General features: G+C 36.1%; 19 protein-coding genes and 1 tRNA gene. 14 read left to right on the top strand and 6 right to left on the bottom strand.

Translation table 11 applies throughout. From position 1 onward, the window contains the following. The first annotated feature begins 87 nt into the window (after positions 1 to 87). The 7 genes from EM4838_RS05310 (at position 88) to EM4838_RS05340 (ending at position 8,253) form a co-directional block, all read left to right on the top strand. The gene (locus EM4838_RS05310; RefSeq protein ID WP_071866404.1) at positions 88 to 1,626 is read left to right on the top strand and encodes an ABC transporter permease/substrate-binding protein; all 1,539 of its coding nucleotides are present in this window, start codon (positions 88 to 90) and stop codon (positions 1,624 to 1,626) included. After that, a complete protein-coding gene (locus EM4838_RS05315; protein WP_071866405.1) occupies positions 1,623 to 2,570 on the top strand; it encodes an ABC transporter ATP-binding protein in 948 nt (315 codons plus the stop codon). The genes EM4838_RS05310 and EM4838_RS05315 overlap by 4 nt, the downstream gene beginning before the upstream one ends. Positions 2,571 to 2,983: 413 nt before the next feature. Continuing rightward, complete coding sequence (locus EM4838_RS05320; protein WP_071866406.1) at positions 2,984 to 4,477, top strand: helix-turn-helix domain-containing protein; 1,494 nt, start codon at positions 2,984 to 2,986, stop codon at positions 4,475 to 4,477. 322 nt (positions 4,478 to 4,799) lie between these two features. Beyond that, positions 4,800 to 6,272: a helix-turn-helix domain-containing protein gene (locus tag EM4838_RS05325; RefSeq protein WP_071866407.1), complete on the top strand. Its 1,473-nt coding sequence runs from the start codon at positions 4,800 to 4,802 to the stop codon at positions 6,270 to 6,272. A 375-nt stretch (positions 6,273 to 6,647) separates the two neighbouring features. Next, complete coding sequence (locus EM4838_RS05330) at positions 6,648 to 6,986, top strand: LPXTG cell wall anchor domain-containing protein (protein ID WP_065096554.1); 339 nt, start codon at positions 6,648 to 6,650, stop codon at positions 6,984 to 6,986. A gap of 41 nt (positions 6,987 to 7,027) precedes the next feature. Continuing rightward, positions 7,028 to 7,630, top strand: a complete 603-nt coding sequence (locus EM4838_RS05335; protein ID WP_071866408.1) for a hypothetical protein — start codon at positions 7,028 to 7,030, stop codon at positions 7,628 to 7,630. Positions 7,631 to 7,728: 98 nt separating this feature from the next. After that, positions 7,729 to 8,253, top strand: coding sequence for a hypothetical protein (locus EM4838_RS05340; protein ID WP_071866409.1), 525 nt, complete (start codon positions 7,729 to 7,731; stop codon positions 8,251 to 8,253). Positions 8,254 to 8,366: 113 nt separating this feature from the next. Here EM4838_RS05340 and apf read toward each other — a convergent pair whose 3' ends face one another. Together apf and EM4838_RS05350 are read right to left on the bottom strand one after the other, a co-directional pair. Continuing rightward, positions 8,367 to 8,981 carry an aggregation-promoting factor gene (gene apf / locus EM4838_RS05345; protein ID WP_086334572.1) on the bottom strand — a complete coding sequence of 205 codons (615 nt, stop codon included), beginning with the start codon at positions 8,979 to 8,981 and terminating at the stop codon, positions 8,367 to 8,369. 400 nt (positions 8,982 to 9,381) lie between these two features. Then, positions 9,382 to 9,594 carry a DUF378 domain-containing protein gene (locus EM4838_RS05350; protein ID WP_010735711.1) on the bottom strand — a complete coding sequence of 71 codons (213 nt, stop codon included), beginning with the start codon at positions 9,592 to 9,594 and terminating at the stop codon, positions 9,382 to 9,384. Between the two features lie 210 nt (positions 9,595 to 9,804). Between EM4838_RS05350 and EM4838_RS05355 the strand changes: the two genes are divergently transcribed. Both EM4838_RS05355 and EM4838_RS05360 read left to right on the top strand, forming a co-directional pair. Beyond that, on the top strand, positions 9,805 to 10,497 hold the full coding sequence (locus EM4838_RS05355; RefSeq protein WP_071867155.1) for a GumC domain-containing protein: 693 nt from the start codon (positions 9,805 to 9,807) through the stop codon (positions 10,495 to 10,497). Between the two features lie 97 nt (positions 10,498 to 10,594). Beyond that, positions 10,595 to 10,870 (top strand): hypothetical protein, encoded by a 276-nt coding sequence (locus EM4838_RS05360; RefSeq protein WP_019724534.1) that lies wholly within the window; start codon positions 10,595 to 10,597, stop codon positions 10,868 to 10,870. Between the two features lie 146 nt (positions 10,871 to 11,016). Here the strand turns inward: EM4838_RS05360 and EM4838_RS16460 are convergent. Continuing rightward, a tRNA-Leu gene (locus tag EM4838_RS16460) sits at positions 11,017 to 11,099 on the bottom strand. Positions 11,100 to 11,163: 64 nt separating this feature from the next. Here EM4838_RS16460 and EM4838_RS16575 point away from each other — a divergent pair. The 4 genes from EM4838_RS16575 (at position 11,164) to nagA (ending at position 15,172) form a co-directional block, all read left to right on the top strand. Beyond that, a complete protein-coding gene (locus EM4838_RS16575) occupies positions 11,164 to 11,325 on the top strand; it encodes a hypothetical protein (protein ID WP_169823223.1) in 162 nt (53 codons plus the stop codon). 134 nt (positions 11,326 to 11,459) lie between these two features. Then, positions 11,460 to 12,677, top strand: coding sequence for a pyridoxal phosphate-dependent aminotransferase (locus tag EM4838_RS05365; protein ID WP_019724414.1), 1,218 nt, complete (start codon positions 11,460 to 11,462; stop codon positions 12,675 to 12,677). Between the two features lie 435 nt (positions 12,678 to 13,112). After that, positions 13,113 to 13,949 carry a helix-turn-helix domain-containing protein gene (locus EM4838_RS05370; RefSeq protein ID WP_071867154.1) on the top strand — a complete coding sequence of 279 codons (837 nt, stop codon included), beginning with the start codon at positions 13,113 to 13,115 and terminating at the stop codon, positions 13,947 to 13,949. Between the two features lie 74 nt (positions 13,950 to 14,023). Next, positions 14,024 to 15,172, top strand: coding sequence for an N-acetylglucosamine-6-phosphate deacetylase (gene nagA / locus EM4838_RS05375; protein WP_071867153.1), 1,149 nt, complete (start codon positions 14,024 to 14,026; stop codon positions 15,170 to 15,172). Between the two features lie 81 nt (positions 15,173 to 15,253). Here the strand turns inward: nagA and EM4838_RS05380 are convergent, their stop codons facing one another. Further along, positions 15,254 to 16,042, bottom strand: a complete 789-nt coding sequence (locus EM4838_RS05380; RefSeq protein WP_233433767.1) for a MerR family transcriptional regulator — start codon at positions 16,040 to 16,042, stop codon at positions 15,254 to 15,256. 162 nt (positions 16,043 to 16,204) lie between these two features. On the opposite strand from EM4838_RS05380, the gene EM4838_RS05385 reads away from it, so the two are divergent. Beyond that, positions 16,205 to 18,796 carry an HAD-IC family P-type ATPase gene (locus EM4838_RS05385; RefSeq protein ID WP_071867151.1) on the top strand — a complete coding sequence of 864 codons (2,592 nt, stop codon included), beginning with the start codon at positions 16,205 to 16,207 and terminating at the stop codon, positions 18,794 to 18,796. A 253-nt stretch (positions 18,797 to 19,049) separates the two neighbouring features. On the opposite strand, the gene EM4838_RS05390 is transcribed toward EM4838_RS05385, so the two are convergent. After that, a complete protein-coding gene (locus EM4838_RS05390; protein WP_071867150.1) occupies positions 19,050 to 19,424 on the bottom strand; it encodes a hypothetical protein in 375 nt (124 codons plus the stop codon). Between the two features lie 9 nt (positions 19,425 to 19,433). After that, a complete protein-coding gene (locus EM4838_RS05395; RefSeq protein ID WP_071867149.1) occupies positions 19,434 to 20,246 on the bottom strand; it encodes a DNA/RNA non-specific endonuclease in 813 nt (270 codons plus the stop codon). Between the last annotated feature and the right edge of the window lie 110 nt (positions 20,247 to 20,356).

Below are 20,356 nucleotides of genomic sequence, written 5' to 3' on the forward strand. Positions count from 1 at the left end.
GTCGATTGCAAGTTTTTTTTAAAACAACTTAGTTGGGGATTTACTTCGCTATGTTTATACTTAAAGGAGAACAGAAAGGAAGGTCATATGAATACGTTTATCGAAACGCTCAATGAGAGAAAAGAAGAATTATTCGCAGCAACATTTCAGCACTTATCTATTTCATTGATTGCATTATTGATTGCCGCAGTAATTGCGATCCCACTTGCTATTTGGGCAGTCAACCATAAAAGAATGGCAGAATTTTTGTTACAAGTAACGAGTGTACTGCAAACCATTCCCTCACTTGCACTTTTAGGATTATTGATTCCATTTGTAGGGATCGGCACTTTACCGGCGTTGATCGCCTTGATTTTATATGCCTTATTACCAATATTTCAAAGCACTTATATAGGGTTAGCAGAAATCGATCCATCAATCGAAGAAGCAGCAGTTGCTTTTGGGATGTCTCGTTTTCGAAGATTGATCAAAGTAGAGTTACCCATCGCGCTGCCTGTCATAATCTCAGGTATCCGCACTGCGTTGGTATTGATCATTGGGACAGCAACATTAGCAGCCTTGATCGGTGCAGGCGGGCTAGGAACATTTATCTTGTTAGGGATCGATCGGAATACACCTGTTTTAACTTTGATCGGCGCAATCAGTTCTGCCTTGTTAGCCATTGTTTTCAGTAGCTTGATCCGTCTATTACAACACTTGAAACCTCGTTATACGATGATCACTTTAGGCTTGATTTTGACTTTAGTCGCAGGTGCTTCCATATATCAAACTGGTTTCTTGAAACAAGAGAAAATCACGATTGCCGGTAAGCTTGGTGCAGAACCAGATATATTGATCCAGATGTACAAAGGGTTGATCGAAGAAGAAACCGAAGCGGAAGTCGAATTAAAACCGAATTTCGGCAAAACGAGTTTTTTATTCAGTGCTTTAGAAAACAAACAAATCGATATTTATCCAGAGTTTACTGGAACAGTATTAGAGAGTTTGGTTACAGTTCCTGAATCAGTCAAGGACCAAAAATTAACCAAAGAAGAAACTTATCATGAGGCCAATAAACTGTTAAATGAACAGTTCTCAATGACACTTTTAAGTCCGATGGCTTATCAAAACACATATGCTCTTGCTGTTAAACGTGACTTTGCGGATGAACACCAATTAAAATCAATTTCTGATTTAGCTAAAATCGAGAATCAAATCAAGGCAGGATTCACGTTAGAATTTATCGATCGTGCGGATGGGTACAAAGGGATACAGGAACTTTATCAGTTAGATTTTCCGAGTGTCCAAAGCATGGAACCTAGTTTACGTTATCAAGCAATAAATAATGGCGATGTCAATGTTGTGGATGCCTATTCGACCGACAGTGAACTGAAACAATACGATTTAGTCGTCCTAGAAGATGATCGGGGATTGTTCCCTACGTACCAAGGCGCACCATTGATGAATGAAGATTTTGCCAATGACCATCCAGAAGTCGTGGCTGCTCTAGAGAAACTTAGCGGTAAAATAACTGAGGAACAGATGCAAACGATGAATTATCAAGTAAATGTCGAGAAAAAACAACCAGCTGAAGTGGCAAGACAATTTCTGGTTGACCAAGGGTTAGTGAAGGAGGGTAACAATTGACCGAACTGATTGAATTTAAAAACGTCCAGAAAATCTTTAATGATAAATATGCAATTAGACAATTAGACCTTTCGATCAATGAGGGAGAGATCTTTGTATTGGTAGGTCCTTCGGGAAGTGGCAAGACAACTTCACTAAAAATGATCAATGGGCTGTCTTTACCAAGTGTGGGGGAGGTACATTTCAAAGGTAAATCATTAAAGGACTATAACTTGCAAAAAATGCGTTGGCAAATGGGGTATGTCTTGCAACAGATCGCATTGTTTCCAACGATGACTGTCAAGCAGAATATCGAAGTGATCCCTGAAATGTTAGGCTGGGAAAAACAGAAACGATCCGAGACTTCGGATCAGTTACTGGCAAAAGTTGGTTTAGATCCCGATGTCTATCGTGATCGAATGCCACAAGAATTATCTGGAGGAGAACAACAGCGTGTAGGGATCATTCGGGCTCTAGCAGCAAATCCAGAAGTAATCTTGATGGACGAACCTTTCAGTGCATTGGACCCTCTATCAAGAACTTCCTTACAGGAGCTCGTTTTGTCACTTCATAAAGAATTAGGTACGACAATTGTTTTTGTTACCCATAACATGGAAGAAGCAATCAAATTAGGGGATCGGATCGCTGTGATGAAAGACGGGGTATTGATCCAATGTGATACACCAGAGCGATTATTGATGCATCCTGAAAATGACTTTGTTCGTAGTTTCTTCGAGGAATCGATCCAAGACAATGACCAGACAGTTGAACAACTTATTCTTGCTGGCTTTTTTTTGAAAGAGATCACTGAACAACGAAGAGTGGTTCAGATTGATACACCATTAAAACAATTATTTGCTCAATTAGAAAAAGTCGAAAAAGTCAACATCTACAAGCAAGAAATACCTATTGGAGAGATATCTAGAGAAAATGTCTTTGCATTTTTAAGTGGGAAGCAGATTTGATTCATTTGGATGTTTTAGATATGTGATCCATGAATTATTTAGATAACTGCACTAAAGAAGGTATAAATCAATAAAAGTTATTTAAAAACGTATTAGAATAACAAATAAAGAAATGATCGAATAAAGGCATAATTTTTTGGATGCTTTTACTCGATCATTTATCATTACGGATATTATTTAGTCAAAAATTAAAAATATCTCACGTTATCTTCATTTTTCTTGTAGACATAAGGTGATTTATATTTTAAAATTATGATTAAGTAATAGTACATATATTTTTGGGGAAATCTTATTTCAATGATAACTTTAAATAAAAATTGAATAATCATATAAGAAAAAAATGGAAAAATCACAGTCGGGGTGTTATTTTTTTGTTTATTACTGTGCTTTTTTATTAGATTTGGGGGAGTAAAATGAAAGGAATATTAAATAAACAAAGTACCAGGCAATTGGCATTATTAGAATTGCTGTGGGAGAATGAATGGTTGACCGTATCAAAAATTGTTCAAGTCATCGGGGGAGTGGAAAAGACGATACGAACGGATATCAAACATTTGAATGAAATAATCAAACCGCTTAAAATTGAAACATCTTTTAAACATGGTGTTTTCTTGGATAAAACACTCGGAGTCTCAAAGACACATCTTTATTCTTTATTTTTACAAAACTGCATCGAATGTCAGATCATTGAAGAAATTTTTATCAATCCGAATCTTACTAAAGGTGAGTTATGTGATTGCTTGTTTATTTCAGAGACACAGTTGAACCGCTTGCTGACCAAGCTAAATTCAGTTTTAGATAAATTTTCGATACAAATCAGTCACGAATTGACGATTGAAGGTTCAGAGATAAATATTCGTAAATTATTTGCTAGTTTGATGTATGAAAAATATCTGTCTGCGGAAACGCTTCTTTTAAAAGAAGAGTTTGACCTGATCGATCGATTGATCCAATGTTTTTATGAGGAAAACATAACGATCATTGAAGCGAATGACCAACATCATTTTTTATTAAATAAAATACATTTAAAAGTACTAGCTGCGCTATATCGATGCAAGCAAGGCGCTTTTATTGAAAAAAAAGCAACTGTGTTTAGCTACAAAACGATTTTGAATGATGAAGAATTAAAACGTAAATGCAAAGAATGCTTTGAAATTAAACTGAACGAAGACGTATTATACAACTTATTTGCCAACTATTGCGAACCTTTTAAAGTGACCGGATCTTGTCAACAGTTAGGTATTTTCCAATCATCCTTACATAGTAAAATTGAACGACTGATCAAAGATTTATCCCAACGATTTAATATTGAGTGTTCCCATAGTGATACATTGATTGCTGACATTTTATGGAGTAGTTTTCGAATCACTGGGCCGACTTTTATATTGAATAATGTGATTGAAGAATTTGTTTTGGAATTAATGGGTGAAAATCAAACGATCATGATTGAATTAAGAGAGTGTTTTGCAGAAATATATGAAGAACTTGAACTTAAAGCATTTGATAAGAAAAATATGGTGTATCAATCGATTTATAGTTTGGTTACGCAGTGGTCTGATTTTAGGATCGAGATGAAAAAGACTCATCAGATCAAAGCCGCATTGATCTTGGATGTACCCATCGGTCATTTGCGTATGTTAAAAGAAGAAATCGAAATGCATTTTAGAAGTACATATTCCGTTGATATCTTGTCACCATTTGATCTGTTTAGCCAAGCAAAATTAGAAAAATATGACTGTGTGTTGACAGATGTTTGTACAATCCGAGGGTCCGTCGAACAATCGAGGGTCATTGGTATTCCCCATTATTTCGATAATGAGTTCATTCACAAATTGCATACTTTTATTATAAACAGAAAAGAAAGTATCCAGTTATTTAGAAAAGAACTTGTGATGCAATCTATTTAATAATCCAATTTATTAGATATGCCTAAACTGGCATATCTTTTCTTGTTCTTAATTAATAAAAATCCAATAAACCATTGGTAAATACTCACTTTGAAAATAGTTGTAAATAGAGCAATCACTGAATAAATGAGAATACCTTATCTTTATTCAACTATACCAATTTTTTTAATGATGGAATTATTGATATTTTCAATACATTTCCCTATAAGTTCTATCGTTATTTTACCAAGCAGTCGGTAGATTGAGATTATTTTTAGATAAATCACTATGTTAAAAATAATGTAGACGTTCAATATTTTTTGTTTGGAGAGGTGGAAACGAAATGAGAGAAATCTTAGATGGACGTTTGAAACGTCAGTTGAAGATTTTGGAAATATTATGGGATACTCAGTGGATGACGACAGCTGAATTAGCCGAAATGATCGAAAGCTCAGAAAAAACAACTCGAAATGATCTTTCGCAAATCAATGAGATGATTGCACCACTGACAATTGAAACCTCCTTTAGATCAGGAGTATTGCTAAAGAAAAATCTGAAAACACCGAAAGCATTCATCTATTCAAAAATTTCAAGTAAGAGTTTGGAATACACCTTACTTGAAACACTATTTTTTAGAAAAGTAAGTTCAAAAGATGATCTAAGTGATAGTTTATATATATCTGAAACACAAGTATCACGTATTATTAATCGAATTAATCAAGTCATCAGTAAGTATGATTTTAAAATCAATAATCATCTCGATATTGTAGGTAATGAAGGGAATATTAGAGATTTTTTTTCTGCTTTCTTTGCAGAAAAATATAATTTACCTGAGAATCTAATGAAAATCGATGATATCTCTCTGATCACGGATATCATCGAAGTATTTGTAAAAGAGAATACGATCTGGGCATTAGTCAATAATGACAGCCACTTGTTTTTAGGAAATATGAAATTTCATTTATTTATATGTTTTATTCGTTTAAAGCAAGATTATAAGTTGATATCGGGGAATGTACCGTTTATTTTTCAACATTTCGCAAATGAAACAGAACTTTTAGGACGTATCGATGAAAATTTTGCTGTCCATCTAAGAGAAGAAAACCTCCAACAACTTTTCTATGAGTTTTATCAACCGATTCATCCAACTTTACGATTACAATATTTAAATGTCCAAGTTGATGCAGTAAATCAAAAAAATAAACTTAATCAAGTAATAGAATACTTAGAAAATAAGTTTGGTATAGTTTGTGAAAATCGTGATCAATTGATTCATGATATTTATTGGACAACCATGAATATGGTAAGACCCACCTATATTTTACATAATAAGAAACGAGAATTCTTTCAAAACGTAAAAAGAGACAGTCCCACACTAGTTAAAGATCTAGAAGAACGTTTTTTTGAGATTTATCAGACATTAGGATCTGCATTTCATAGCTATCTAGATGAAATGATCCATCAATCCGTCTTCAAGTTGTTGACTTCCTGGTCAGAGCTATGGGTACAAGTACGGAAGCAAAAGATAAAACTCCATGTCGCACTATTATTAGATAGTTCTTATGATCATATGCGTATGCTCAAAGAGGAAATCAAATTTTATTTTCGACATAATATCAGTATAGAGATTCTCAACCCTGCGACAAAAATACAAAATGATTATTTAAAAAAGTTTGATTGTCTTCTGACAGATATATATTCCAATGACTACTTTGAAGTGCCTACTCTTGGGATTTCTAACTATTTAGATGAAGCGATCATTGATAAATTGGTCGAGTACTATCACATCAAAGTGGATGAACTTGCTGAGATTTGATCTACTATACAAAAATCAGTTGGCAATTGTTTCAGGATAGTTATTCGATTCCGCGATATCTTACTCAATTATTTCTTTTGGTGGGAATTATTAAGAAAAGTTCAGACTGGTTGGTTAAAATAATATGTTATTTATTTTTTCTTGGTTTCATATGGACTCTATAATGCTATCTTATCACTGTTATATATGGGGTATTAGTCAATAAGTGTAAGTCTTGTTTGTATTTGTTACTAAAATAAATAACTATATATTCTTATTTTATTTACCAAACTGGCGGTAAAACTTGGTTTTAAAAGTGTTGGTTTTTTAAGGATAATTGTTTTGTGGGAATCGTGTCGTTTATATTAGGAGGTGAAGGGTAAGATAAAAAAGACGATGTATTACATGATAGGTGTGTTGCTGTTATGCGTTATGAGCCCAACTGTCTATCATGCTCAACAATCAGAAATACAAACAGTTCATGTCGAAGCAACGATCGGTGATTTAGGTAATAGTTCCGAAAATCAAGACGACACAGGGCAGAGTACCCAAAATGAAGAACAGCAAGCTACAGGTCCAACATCAAACAAAAGTGAAGGTTCTTCCTCTAATTTCCCACAAACTGGGGAACGTTTGACCAATGGAATTGCTTTGATCGGTTTATTGCTTACTCTTTTTTCGATAGGATTGTTTTATACGTTCAATCAAAAAGAAGAACGACTACAAAAAATTTAGTGAAATAATATAGGTTATTTCAGCAAGGAGAGAAATTCAATATGAAGAAGCTAAGTAATTTAGCGATTGTATCTACAATTTTATTAAGTGGTTTGGGACTTGGATCAATGAACGCTGCTGCCAATGATTTGGGATGGATTCCTGGACAACCAGATAATACACCGGGGCAAACGATTAAAGGTGATGACAAAGCCGATGTTCAAGTTTCAGGGTGGATCGGAGAATGGGATCCAGTTGATCCAGAAGATAAACGCTATATCGATATCACGATCCCTACGACTGTAAGATATGCAAATGCGATGGCAGAAGATGGAACGCCTCAACCAGAGATCGTTTCACCATTATATGCAATGACAAATAATTCAACTTCACATAGAGTGATGATCGAAGTAGAAAGTTTTGCGGAGACAAGCTCAACTGGGATCACTCAAGATTTGTTCTTTACACCATTAAATGAAGCAGCGGTTCGTTTGCAAAGTGCTTCTGGACAGTTCTTGGATACTCGTACTTATTTGACAACTATTGGGACAGGCCAAACAAAATCCTTGAAATTTGAAGGAGCAATCACTAGTCCATTCCAACAAGATGTTATTGTGACACCTGCATACACGATGTCATTCCATTTTTCTGCATTGGCTAACTAATCTTAGCAAAGTTGATAAGTATTCCATTACCTAATTTAGTAGAAAGAGTCTGAATGACAGACTTTTCACTTATAATTTGAGAAAGGAGGTTGAGAAAAATGGCACATAGTAATAATATTGAAAAAAAGAATCATAGTAAAAAGAAGAGAACTTATATCTTGTTTTCTTTGCTACTCGTATGTCTTGTAGCAGGGATTGGCGGATACTTTTATTTTAATCAATCTCCTCCTCAAGTAGTGGCAGGGTTGCCTGATTTAGATGATAATCTGTCAAGATTGAGTAATGAAGATATTTTAAAAGCAATGCAAGATCAAGTGGATAAAGACAAAATGCGTATTCTTTTGAAACATGATATAGAGGTTGATAAAGAAGGAAAAGCGAGTGTCGATGTACGTAATAATGGTCAGAATGCATTCAATATCCAAGTAGAATACTATCTAGCATCCAATAATAAACAATTGTATAAATCAGGATTGATTCCTCCAAACAACCGAATAGACTCTATCCCTTTTGAGAATCTACCTGATGCTGGCAGTCATGATGTTAGAATTTTATACAATATTTATAACGAAGAAAAATTGGTCAATACAACAACGATCGATGGTACAATCAATATTAGTTGATCGCTGATTGAAGTTAACATAAATAAAAAATGGAAGGCTCAGAAAATAGATAATCTATTTTCGAGCCTTCCATTTTTTATTTATTTAGCTTTTAACTCAATGTTAAATCGTTCTTAGTACCAACCGTTAGCTAACCAGAAAGCTTGTGCCGCTTCCCAAGAGCCATAACGAGAGGCAACATATTGTTCTGCTACTCTTTCTTGATTGGCAGCAGAGTAGTCACCGTTCAAGTAAGAAGAGTCTAATTGGTAACGGCCGATATAGCGTCCGTTTGTTGCTGTGTAAGAACCGCTAGATTCTTTTTGTGCGATCCATTCTTTGGCATCGTTCGTACCAGTTGAAACAGCTACTTCAGTAGCAGGTGCTTGTTCCACAACTGGCGCTTCTTCTACTACAGGAGCTTGTTCCACTACAGGTGTTTCCACAACTGGAGCTGTTTCTTGAACAGGTTCTACAGGCGCTTGAGTAGCGACAGGAGCAGCTGCTTGTTCACCAGTAGGAATAGTTAATTCTTGACCTGAAAAGATCAGGTGAATGTTTGAGATTGAGTTCGCTTCGGCAATTGTTTGGATCAAGGAGTTGTCACCAACGTATTTTTGAGAAATCGTTGATAAAGTATCACCTGATTGAACAGTGTAGGCTTCGTCTGCGTGTGCAGAAGTACCCATAAATAATGCAGCGCCGGCGGCCAAAGTTGTTCCAAAAAGAATAGTTTTAAGTGATTTCATGAAAGATCTCCTTCGTATTTTAAAAAGTTATTTTGATTAGCTGTTTTCGCTAACGAGTAATACTTTACCATGATGAGACATTTCATAGGTGATAAAAACGTAACAGTTTATGACAAAGCTACCTTTTTTGTAATATTTAACGAAACATATGTAACCGAAAAACGCTTTCTTTCCTTTAATTAAAAGAATGTATGTTCTCGTTTTTTGATAAGAAAAATTAGTTAAGAAAATATTAAGCGGGCAATAAATATGTTTTTTCTATTGTAGAAGATAAAATGGCTGGATATCAATCAATCATAATAGCTATTCTTAAGTCTATAGACGACAATACGAAGAAGTTAATCAATAAAAAAACATGGAGCAAATGTTTGCCCCATGTTCTAAAAAAATCAAATCCCAATTATTGATGTTCTACACGATTGGAGATCATTGGAAAGAATTTCAAACAATAAATAGCACAAATCCCAACAATAATATATATAGCTTTAGCTAAAATAGTCGTAGAGCCGCCTGCAATCGTCGCAACTAAATCAAATTCTAATAAACCGACTAATAACCAGTTCAATCCTCCAACAATCAACAATGTTAAAGCAATCATATCTAAAGTTTTCATTGAAATTACCCCTTTCCTATATGACATACTATTATTATAAAACAATTAAAGAATTTGTACTAAAATATTGCCTGTAATTTAATTTATAGTCCTTTCATTTCAACGTTTTATAGAATTTGAAAATTAAAAATAGATATGTCTTGACAATAGATAAGTAAAAGATTAGATTTAGCTGGTTATAAAATAATAATATTTATTAAGGAGAAGAACATGAAAAAAAAATGGATGATTACTGGATTGATTGCATTGTTGCTAGGGGGGATTGGTTATACAGGCACACGGTTTGCAGGAGAAGTTTTATTCTGGGGTGGGGAATCTGATATCACTAAGATCAACGAAAATTTAGAAAAACTTGATCAACAGTTAACAAACCATAACCAAAAAATCACTGACTTGAATAGTCAATTAGCAATAAAAAATCAAGATCTTCAAAACATACAAACAAAAGCGCAAGAATACCAAACAAAGATCACTGACTTGGAAACGCAAAAAAGCCAATTGGTTGCTGAACATGCAAATTTACAAAACCAATTAACCAGTAAAGAAAACCAACTAAATGACAAACAAATCGAGATTAACAATAAGATCAATGAAATCACTCAAAAAATAAACGAAATCAACACCCTAAATAGTCAATGGAATACTAGACTCCAAGAGATTCAGGGCAAATATACAGAGATGCAAAGTACTGTCAATCAGTTAAACGAGCAAATCAACCAATTAAATCGAGAAAAAACAAATTTACAAACTGATTTAGCAACCACGAAGAAACAATTAGAAACTATTTCAGCAGAAAATAGTAATTTGAGAAGTTATATCGCACAATTAGAAAAAGCGAGAAACGATGCAAAGCAAACGGCGGAAAAATCTCAACAAATCGTTGATCGCCAAGTGAATAAGTAGACGTTAAAGATACTTTTTTTAGAGTTGTTTTTTCAAGGAAAATCACTTGAAAAACGGAACGTTTGTTCGTATAATGGTGATGAGGGGAGAGATGACAATGGAAAGAAAATATGGCACGGTCTCAAAAATCAGAACGATCAAACTAGGGGAACGACCACTGATCCGTTTTACTTTAGGGTCAGAGAATTGCTTGATTGCTAATCATAGTCTTAATTTTATTGCCGATGTCGATGAAGGAATGAAGATATTTGTGAAAGGCTACTATAATAACCGTAAGCAATTTGTCGTCAAAGACTACACGGTATTAGAAAAACCAAACATTGTTGTCGCTTTTGAAAATAGTCTCTTCCCTAAACAGAAGATCATCAAATGAGAGAACAAAAACAATGTTTGATAGCAATGACGAATGGATTACTCTTATATAGGTAGAAAAAAATGTAAATTGACTCGTTGAACTGCCTTGTTTTTCAAATAAAAACAAAAAAACTCATGGCATAAACCATGAGTTTTACTTATTTATGCAGACGATGGGATTTGAACCCACACGAGCTTGCGCTCACAAGACCCTCAATCTTGCATGTCTGCCGTTCCATCACGTCTGCAAGAAACAACACTTTAATCATAGCGAGTAACGAAATAGATGTCAAGATATGAAAGAGGAAAATCATGAATAAATATGATGGAGAATTTTCCATTTTAGGAATGGTGGCAGGCATGATCATTGGATCAGCATTCGGACAATTGATCATGGGGATATTCTTAGGTGTGATCATTGGGATCGCTATGGATTGGGCAGCAAATCTTTGGAACGATCGACATGAAAGATAAAAGTAAAAAAAGTTGATTTTCATCTAGGATTTTTTTAAAACGGTGGCAAAAACCAGATGAATGGAGTATGATATGGAAATAAATAGGTATAATCAGAAATTTCTAACTTTTTTGAAACGAGGGATTGGATCACTATGAGAGAATTTGAAAAATCCAACAAATTAGAAGGCGTAAGTTACGATGTCCGGGGACCGGTTCTTGAAGAAGCAGAGCGAATGCAAGAAGAGGGCATCAGTATTTTAAAATTGAATACGGGAAATCCAGCACCATTTGGATTTGAGGCACCAAATGAAGTGATCCGTGATTTGATCATGAATGCTAGAGATTCAGAAGGCTATTCGGATTCAAAAGGGATTTTTTCTGCACGAAAAGCGATTGAACAGTATTGTCAATTGAAAAAATTTCCAAATGTGACGATCAATGATATCTATACTGGTAATGGGGTCAGTGAGCTGATCACGATGTGTATGCAAGGGCTACTGGACAATGGCGATGAAGTATTAGTGCCAATGCCAGATTATCCTTTATGGACAGCTTCTGTTTCTTTGGCTGGAGGAAAACCAGTTCATTATGTATGCGATGAACAAGCCGAATGGTATCCAGATATTGAGGATATCAAATCCAAAGTTACTAGCCGAACAAAGGCAATCGTGATCATCAATCCTAATAACCCAACAGGAGCTTTATATCCGAAAGAGTTATTAGAAGAAATCGTGAAAATCGCACGAGAACATCAATTGATCATTTATTCAGACGAAATCTATGATCGTTTAGTGATGGACGGCTTAGAGCATATCCCGATTGCGACTTTAGCACCTGATCTATTCGTTGTCACATTGAATGGCCTATCTAAATCACATCGTGTGGCGGGATTCCGTGTCGGCTGGATGGTGTTGAGTGGTGACAAATCAAATGTAAAAGGCTATATCGAAGGGTTGAATATGCTTTCCTCTATGCGTCTTTGTTCAAATGTCCTGTCACAACAAATCATCCAAACTGCATTAGGTGGCTACCAAAGTGTGGATGAATTGTTATTGCCAGGTGGACGGATCTACGAACAAAGAGAATACATCTATAATGCAATCAACGATATCCCTGGATTATCAGCAGTTAAACCGAAAGCAGCATTTTATATCTTTCCAAAAATCGATACGAAACGCTTTAATATTACCAATGATGAGCAATTCGTATTAGATTTTCTACACGAGCATAAGATTTTACTGGTTCACGGAGGCGGTTTTAACTGGCCTGATCCAGACCACTTTCGAATCGTTTACTTACCAAAATTAGACGATCTAAAAGTAACGGCGAAAAAAATGCGTGAATTCCTGACAACCTACCAACAAAGATAGGAAATGTCATATTTTGGCTGTTGTGCGTGTGTATTAAGTAGGTAGTTTTAAGCGCAAGCGAGTAACTGACGGGACAAATCAAGATTTTATGAAGTAAGTGAATCACTATAAAAATTGGAATCAACGATTCTTATAGGCGTTTGCTTACTTCACTAAATCAACCGTTTTTGTCTGGGGTTTATTCTCACTTAACACCTGCAATAACCATTTTCGAGTAATAGCCAACGAGTAGTAAAAACGATGTGATTGGCAAGTTTTTTTATAAAGTAAATACGACTTCACCTAAAAGCCGTCCGGATACCGAGGCGTTTTTTTAATGTCAATTTTTGAAAAATGATTCGTTGCTATTGGACTTTTCTTGAAGTTTACAAAGTAGTCAAGTACAATACATGTAGTCATGCGAATACGCATATTTTTTTTGAGAGGGGGATACTTATGGAAGCATTAGTCGATTCCTTTGGTACGATCATCAAAGAAATCCGAAAAGAACAAAAAATGACTCAACAAATGCTTTCACAAGGCATTTGTTCTCAAAGTGTGCTAAGTAGAATCGAAAATAACGAAGAGTTACCAAATGTATTAGTGATGGCCCAAATCTGTCACAGGCTTGGTGTAACGATCGATTATGTAATGAACTTATCCAAGGACAAGATGCGAGCAGCAACTAGACAGTTTGATCTTCTGGACCTTTACTTTTTAAAAAGAGATTATCGTAAATTAGAACAAGAACTAAAATCAGCGAAGGTGACAGAGAATCTCTATTCAGCTGAGGATTTTCAACGGTATTATTATTATTTAGGTGTTTGTGAATTTACATTAAGGAAAAACCTAGTAAAGGCACTTAGTTACTTGAAAGAAGCATTGACTTACTCCAGCCAAAAAGATCGGACACATGTCTGTGATATCGAGATCCAATTGATCAGCTGTATTGGTAAAGTCTATGGGGTTGCAGGGAGAAGTACAGAAGCAAGATATTATTTAAGTCGTAGTGTCCAACTCTTGCATGATACGATCAACGAGCACAACAAAAGCGAATTGACGCAGATTTTTTATAATTATGGTAGTTTTCTATTTCATCAAGGAGAACGCCAAGCAGCTCTTGAACAAGTGAATCAAGGGATTCGTTGGGCACAAGAAAAAAATAGCTATTATTATTTAAATGATTTATTTATTCTAAAAAGTTTGATCTACAAACAGCAAAATGAACTATCAAAAGCATTGTTTTATGAAGAATTAGCTCAAGCAGTAAAAAAGATTGCTAAAAGTATATAAATGGTGTAGACCATTCTTGACTTCTTTCGTAAATAAGAGTAATTTAAAGGTAGATCATCAAAGGAGAGAATAGAATGAGAACTTATATCTATGCTGACAAATTCTTTTTAGCATCTGGTGTGAAAAACACTGGATATCTTGAAATCACTGATGGGCTTTTTGGCGAATATCTTTCAGAAAAACCAACAGGTGAAGTAACGATCATTGATCAAAGCGGTAAATGGATCGCCCCTGGACTTGTAGACACACATATTCATGGGTTTATGAATCACGATGTTATGGATAATGACGCAGAAGGAATCAAAGCCATGTCAGAAGGCTTATTATCTTGTGGGGTAACTGCCTTTTTACCTACAACATTAACCTCTAGTAAAGAACGTCTAAAAGATGTGGCAGAGACGATTGGAAAAATGTACCATGAAGCTCCTGGCGCTAAAATCAAAGGGATCTATTTTGAAGGACCATTCTTTACAGAAGAGCATAAAGGCGCGCAAAACCCAAGTTATTTTGGCGACCCCGATCTGGCAGTCTTCAATGAATGGCAAGAAGCTTCAGGCGGATTGATCAAAAAAATCGCATTAGCACCAGAACGCGCAGGTGTGGAAGAATTTGTAAAACAAGTAACAGATGAAGGCGTTGTCGTTGCTTTAGGTCATAGTAATGCAACGATCAATGAAGCACAAGCAGCTGTTGAAGCAGGTGCAAGTGTATTTGTTCATGCGTTTAACGGGATGCGCGGCTTGAACCATCGTGAGCCAGGTATGGTCGGTGCGTTATTATCATTGGATCACGTATTTTCTGAGTTGATTTGTGACGGTCACCATGTCCACCCAAATGCAGCACAGATCCTGATGGAAAAAGCAGGACATGAACATGTGGCTTTGATCACGGATTGCATGATGGCTGGTGGGATGCCTGATGGTAACTACAATTTAGGTGAGTTCCCAGTAGTCGTAAAAGATGGAACGGCTCGCTTAGAATCTGGAAATCTAGCTGGAAGTATCCTAAGATTAAAAGAAGCAATCAAAAATGTCGTAGATTGGGGCTTAGCTACACCAGAACAAGCAATCATGATGGCTACGTACGTTCCTGCAGTTAGCTGTAAGATCGACGATACATGTGGAAAGATTGCTAAAGGAAGAGATGCTGATTTCATCGTCTTGAATCCTGACATGACCTTAGATGCCACCTATTTAGATGGTGTTGAACGTTATCATGCGTAAAAAAGCATAAATGAACAGCCAAAAGGAAGAAGCAACTCGTAGCTTTACTCTCTTTTGGCTGTTTTTTAGATAAATAGTTGGTTATTGGATCAATACTTCTAAGCGTGTAATAAATTCATTCTGGTCATTGGTTTCATGGAAATCTACGAGATAGAGTTCATAAAATGGACTTTTTAATTCTAATTGATGTGTTTGTGCATATTTTTTTATTTCTTGAATGCCTGTGACTTGTTGCTCGTAGGCTCCTTGGTAAGTGTAGGTCAAGTATTTCCCGGATGGTAACGTGGACACCTCGTTGATCAAAGAGGCAGTTTCTGGATAGAAATAAAAGACTTGATAGGCAAAAGGATCTGACTCTTCATGTAAGATACTTCCAAATAAATTTTGATTGTTGGCACTGAGGTGTTTCTCATGCTTTTTATGCAGCTGTTTCAATGCGTAATCGACATCATCGCTATTCGTCATTTCATCGTCTTTGATTACTTGACGTAACGGATGTTCCATCACGATCGGTTGATTGAATGGAGTATCTTCCACTTCATAGATCAACTGTAAGCGATCATCTAATAAGGAGATTTTTTCTTTTGATTCAGCAATCAAACGATGCAAGGAGTCTATTTCAAATCGTAAAAGTTTTTTTGTTCGATCAATATTTTTATTATTCAGGTATTCGACAATCTCAGGCAAAGAAACATCAAAATATCGCAGATCGCGAATCGTATTTAGTTGTTCTAATTCTTTGTACGAATAATTTCGATAACCGTTATCGTCATAATCTGGTTGGATCAAACCGATTTTTTCATAGTAACGTAAAGTATGTGGGGTAATATCATATAATTTTGCTAATTCATTGATTTTCAATCGATTCACTCCCGTTTGATTTTATTTATACTTTATATCTGTCCCTCATTTTACTATTAGTTGATTCAAAAAAGCGAGTATTTTTAAATTATTTACACGAAATCCTTGACCTTAGAGTTACTCTAACCTGTAAGCTGATTATAGATTAGTCAGTGTTGGAGGAGAAAAAGTATGGAATGGTATAACAAGTCAACGGAAGAAACAATCAAACAAGTTCAAGTCACAGAATATATCACAGAGAGTGATCGGCTGGAACGTCAACAAAAATATGGAGAAAATAAGATGGAAGAAAAAGATCAAACACCAGAATGGCAAAAATTCTTATCTTATTTCCATGATGCGTTGATGTACATCTTATTAGGGGCAGCGATATTGAAAGTAGCAACTGGTGCATTGATGGAAGGTGGCATGATCTTTTTAGTTGTTTTTCTAAATGCGATGATCGGGTACTTCCAAGAACGAAAAGCAGCTTCTTCTTTAGATAGTATCAAAGGATTATTGAGTGATAAAGCAGTGATTTTAGAAGATGGTAAAAAACGAGAGATCGATCCGGCAGACTTGGTTGTTGGCGATCAAGTCGTCTTGACTGCTGGAGATATCGTACCAGCAGATGTTCGAATCATCGAATCATTCAATTTACAAGTGGATGAGGCGATTTTAACAGGAGAAACACATTCTGTCAGCAAAACTGTTGAGAGCTTACCTGAAAATACAGAATTAGCTGAACAAGTAAATATGGCTTTTTCGGGCACAAAAGTTGAGTCTGGTAATGGATTAGGTGTAGTTGTTGAAGTAGGTTCGAATACTCAAATCGGTAAAATCAGCCATTCTTTATCTACTGTTGAGGAACAAGAAACCCCATTATTGAAGAAAATCAAGGAAATGAATACAAGTATATTTAAAGGAATCAGTGCATTGATTTTGTTAATTGCTCTTGTTTCGTATTTTTATTACGGTATGACATGGGGCTATATTGCTACGGCGATCATTGCTTTGATCGTTTCTTCGATCCCAGAAGGCCTGCCGTCGATTTTAACGATCATTTTGTCGATCGGCGTGAATCGAATGGCAAAGAAGAATGCCATCGTAAAAACATTGCCTACAGTAGAAACCTTAGGTGCGATGACGGTTATTTGTTCAGATAAGACAGGAACATTGACAAAAAATGAAATGTCTTTAGTTCATATAGCGACAATAAATGATTGGTATACGCCTGAAACATTTGCGAAAGTATCGCATACAAAAGTTGAAGAATATTTGTTACAAGCGATGCATAATTGTCAAGAAACACAATTAGCAGATGGGGCTTGTCCTGCAACAGGAAATGCAACAGAACTTGCATTATTACGTTATACAAATACAAAAAAGGCGATAATCCATTCACCTATTGCCAAAATCCCTTTTGATTCAGCGTATAAATACATGGGGACTGTTCATGAGATCAATGGGAAGAATATCTTGTTCGTAAAAGGTGCACCGGATGTATTGATCGAAAAAGCGGGGCAACAAATGGACGCTAGAGGTATGAGCCAATCGATCGATAAAAAACGTTGGCATAAGAAAAATGAGGATTTAGCGAGTCAAGGGCAACGTGTGTTAGCTTTTGCGATGAAAGAAATCGGCGATAAAGACTTATCTCATGATTCACTAGATGAAGCATTGACGATGATTGGCTTATGCGGCGTGATCGACCCACCAAAAGAGTCAGCGATTGAAGCAGTGAAATCGATGCAACAGGCAGGAATACGTGTCAAAATGATCACAGGCGATCATCCACTGACAGCGAAAGCCATCGCAAAACAACTAGGATTGCAAAATCATCAAACAGCAATCACAGGAAAAGAGCTGAATCAACTGTCAGAGCAACAATGGCAACGAGCAGTAAGTGAAAACGATGTATTTGCGCGAACGACACCAGAACACAAATTGGCAATCGTTTCTTATCTACAAGCGCAAGGTGAAATTGTTGGGATGACCGGTGATGGTGTGAATGATGCACCAGCTTTGAAAAAAGCTGACGTCGGGATTGCTATGGGAATCAAAGGGAGCGATGTCAGTAAGCAAGCAGCAGATATGGTTTTAGTCGATGATAATTTTGAGACGATCGCTTATGCAGTCAAAGAAGGACGTCGGATATTCGACAACTTGAAGAAAACGATTCTCTTTTATTTACCAACATGTTTGGCGCAAGGATTATTGTTACTTTTCTCATTGATCGGAAACTACCCATTACCTTTGACGACTGTGCAAATCTTATGGTTGAATCTAGTTGCTTCGATCACCTTGTCCTATGCTTTAGGATTTGAACGGGCAGAAAAACAAGTGATGAGTCGACGACCACGACCATTGAATGAACGGATTTTGTCACGATATGCGTTGATGCGCATTTTATATGTAGGGATGATCTTAACGATCTTAGGCTTAACTGCGATGGAATATGTCTCAAACGATGCACGTCAGACCGTGTTGATCAATGCAATGGTGTTTGGTCAAGCCTTCTATATGATCAATTGTCGTAGGATTAGCGAATTTAGTTTAGATAGAGGATTATGGAAAAATACAGCATTGTTTTATTCAATTGGGATCATGATCTTGCTTCAAGCCGCGATGATCTGGTTCCCACCATTACGAATGGCTTTAGGAACAAACCTACTATCAAGTACGGAAGTCGTCATCAGTCTTTTACCTGGATTACTTTTATTCTTCTTAGTAGAAATTGAAAAATATGTTTTATCAGCTAGAAGTTACAGGGTAGGTGCTTGATCATTCATATTATTGAAATGAAACATATAAAGATAGCAAAGTAACTAGGTGCTTTTTATTCACACTAAACCCAAGTAACATTGGAAGAGACTAGTTTATAAAATAAGTTAGTAAAAACGCCCGAAATGAGAATGATCATTTCGGACGTTTTTTTTGTACGATATTTTGTTTCATAAACCTAAACATGCGCGATACGTTTTTTGTTAAATGTTCAAATATAAGCCCCAGTCTGTCATTGTTAATGCGAGCAACCTTAGTTAGTAGAAAAGGTAAAAAATTCGACAATGGATTTCGAAGAGTTTGCGTATCTTATTAGTAGATCGGCTAAACTCCCATTAAATCGCTGGATTTCTTCTTTTTGGTGAGAGCGGGGAAACAAACAAACCGTTTTTTCATTTGCTAAGAGATAATCACCATCGATCGTGCGAGCAACCAAGTGCAAGGATGAAAGGAGATTCGCAACATCCGCTTCATCCAGTGAGGTATAATCGATTGTTCGCAGAATACTAGCTTTGAAATGTTGGTAAGAAGGGAAAAACACAAGTTCCTCATAATCGAACAGCTCGTTTTCTTCCAGCCATGCGAGTGTTTCTTCTAATGTACGATGTTGCTTCAATTGTTCAAACAATCGTTTCACCTACTTTTTATTTGGTATCAATACCGTAAAATCAATCGTTGGATTATTGCCTGTTCCTTTTGCCTCTAACTCGACACTTTCAGGGATGAGTTCATCGCCAACATAATGTGGAGTAACACGATAGCGTACAGTTTCACCATGATTCAACGCCTTACGGATTTTTAGTTCATAGTAGTTCATGTAAGGATCATTGACTGGAAATTGAAACAAAGTAACTAGATTTCTTTCGTCGTCGCCACTACCGCCGAACTGTTTAGCGATCAGATGTCCGCGAGAATGATCATATCTGGGACCAGAAATAAATCCAGGAGGACGGATGTCACGGTTTGCGCTGGTTCCTGTATTGATCATTGATTTTTCCAATAAGGCATCCGCACCAGTGGGACGTCCTAATCGATCAAGCTCATGATACTCGATCCATCCTTTGTTTGTTGAGAGTTCAGCCCCATCAAAGGAAGCTGTTCCTAATTCTTGTGGCCCAGGATTGTTTCCAGTCGGTGCTAAGTCTTCTTCTTGTGGTAAGCCGTTGTTTCTTGGTTCAGATGAGTCAGGTATACTACTTGTGATAGTAGCTTCACTTTTGCTTGTACTTTCGACTGGTTTATCAGAAGATTCCATACTATATGTACGCATGTTTGATCGTTGGTCAGTGGAAACTTCCGATTCACTATCGATTGAAGCAGTATAACTAGATTCACTGTAATCCCTTGAGATCGGTTGTTCTACATTCACTAGATCCATTCCGATAAAGCCAATTGCGCCAAAAACAACTATAGAGATCAATGTACCCCATAGTTTTTTTAAATTTTTCATTCGTTCACCTCCTTTGTTAGTATAATCCAAAACCAAACGGACTAAAAGTGAAAACTTTATCCAAAGTAGGTTAATTATATAGGTTAGTATGATATGATAATCTTGTACAC

It is taken from the genome of Enterococcus mundtii (assembly GCF_002813755.1).
In the GTDB taxonomy this organism is placed as follows: domain Bacteria; phylum Bacillota; class Bacilli; order Lactobacillales; family Enterococcaceae; genus Enterococcus_B; species Enterococcus_B mundtii.

What these genes read in the sequence shown, in the direction of transcription:
- EM4838_RS05310 (WP_071866404.1), top strand. Translation starts at nt 88, where the DNA reads ATGAATACGTTTATCGAAACGCTCAATGAGAGAAAAGAAGAATTATTC.
- EM4838_RS05320 (WP_071866406.1), top strand. Translation starts at nt 2,984, where the DNA reads ATGAAAGGAATATTAAATAAACAAAGTACCAGGCAATTGGCATTATTA.
- EM4838_RS05325 (WP_071866407.1), top strand. Translation starts at nt 4,800, where the DNA reads ATGAGAGAAATCTTAGATGGACGTTTGAAACGTCAGTTGAAGATTTTG.
- EM4838_RS05330 (WP_065096554.1), top strand. Translation starts at nt 6,648, where the DNA reads ATGTATTACATGATAGGTGTGTTGCTGTTATGCGTTATGAGCCCAACT.
- EM4838_RS05335 (WP_071866408.1), top strand. Translation starts at nt 7,028, where the DNA reads ATGAAGAAGCTAAGTAATTTAGCGATTGTATCTACAATTTTATTAAGT.
- EM4838_RS05340 (WP_071866409.1), top strand. Translation starts at nt 7,729, where the DNA reads ATGGCACATAGTAATAATATTGAAAAAAAGAATCATAGTAAAAAGAAG.
- apf (WP_086334572.1), bottom strand. Translation starts at nt 8,981, where the DNA reads ATGAAATCACTTAAAACTATTCTTTTTGGAACAACTTTGGCCGCCGGC.
- EM4838_RS05350 (WP_010735711.1), bottom strand. Translation starts at nt 9,594, where the DNA reads ATGAAAACTTTAGATATGATTGCTTTAACATTGTTGATTGTTGGAGGA.
- EM4838_RS05355 (WP_071867155.1), top strand. Translation starts at nt 9,805, where the DNA reads ATGAAAAAAAAATGGATGATTACTGGATTGATTGCATTGTTGCTAGGG.
- EM4838_RS05360 (WP_019724534.1), top strand. Translation starts at nt 10,595, where the DNA reads ATGGAAAGAAAATATGGCACGGTCTCAAAAATCAGAACGATCAAACTA.
- EM4838_RS16575 (WP_169823223.1), top strand. Translation starts at nt 11,164, where the DNA reads ATGAATAAATATGATGGAGAATTTTCCATTTTAGGAATGGTGGCAGGC.
- EM4838_RS05365 (WP_019724414.1), top strand. Translation starts at nt 11,460, where the DNA reads ATGAGAGAATTTGAAAAATCCAACAAATTAGAAGGCGTAAGTTACGAT.
- EM4838_RS05370 (WP_071867154.1), top strand. Translation starts at nt 13,113, where the DNA reads ATGGAAGCATTAGTCGATTCCTTTGGTACGATCATCAAAGAAATCCGA.
- nagA (WP_071867153.1), top strand. Translation starts at nt 14,024, where the DNA reads ATGAGAACTTATATCTATGCTGACAAATTCTTTTTAGCATCTGGTGTG.
- EM4838_RS05385 (WP_071867151.1), top strand. Translation starts at nt 16,205, where the DNA reads ATGGAATGGTATAACAAGTCAACGGAAGAAACAATCAAACAAGTTCAA.
- EM4838_RS05395 (WP_071867149.1), bottom strand. Translation starts at nt 20,246, where the DNA reads ATGAAAAATTTAAAAAAACTATGGGGTACATTGATCTCTATAGTTGTT.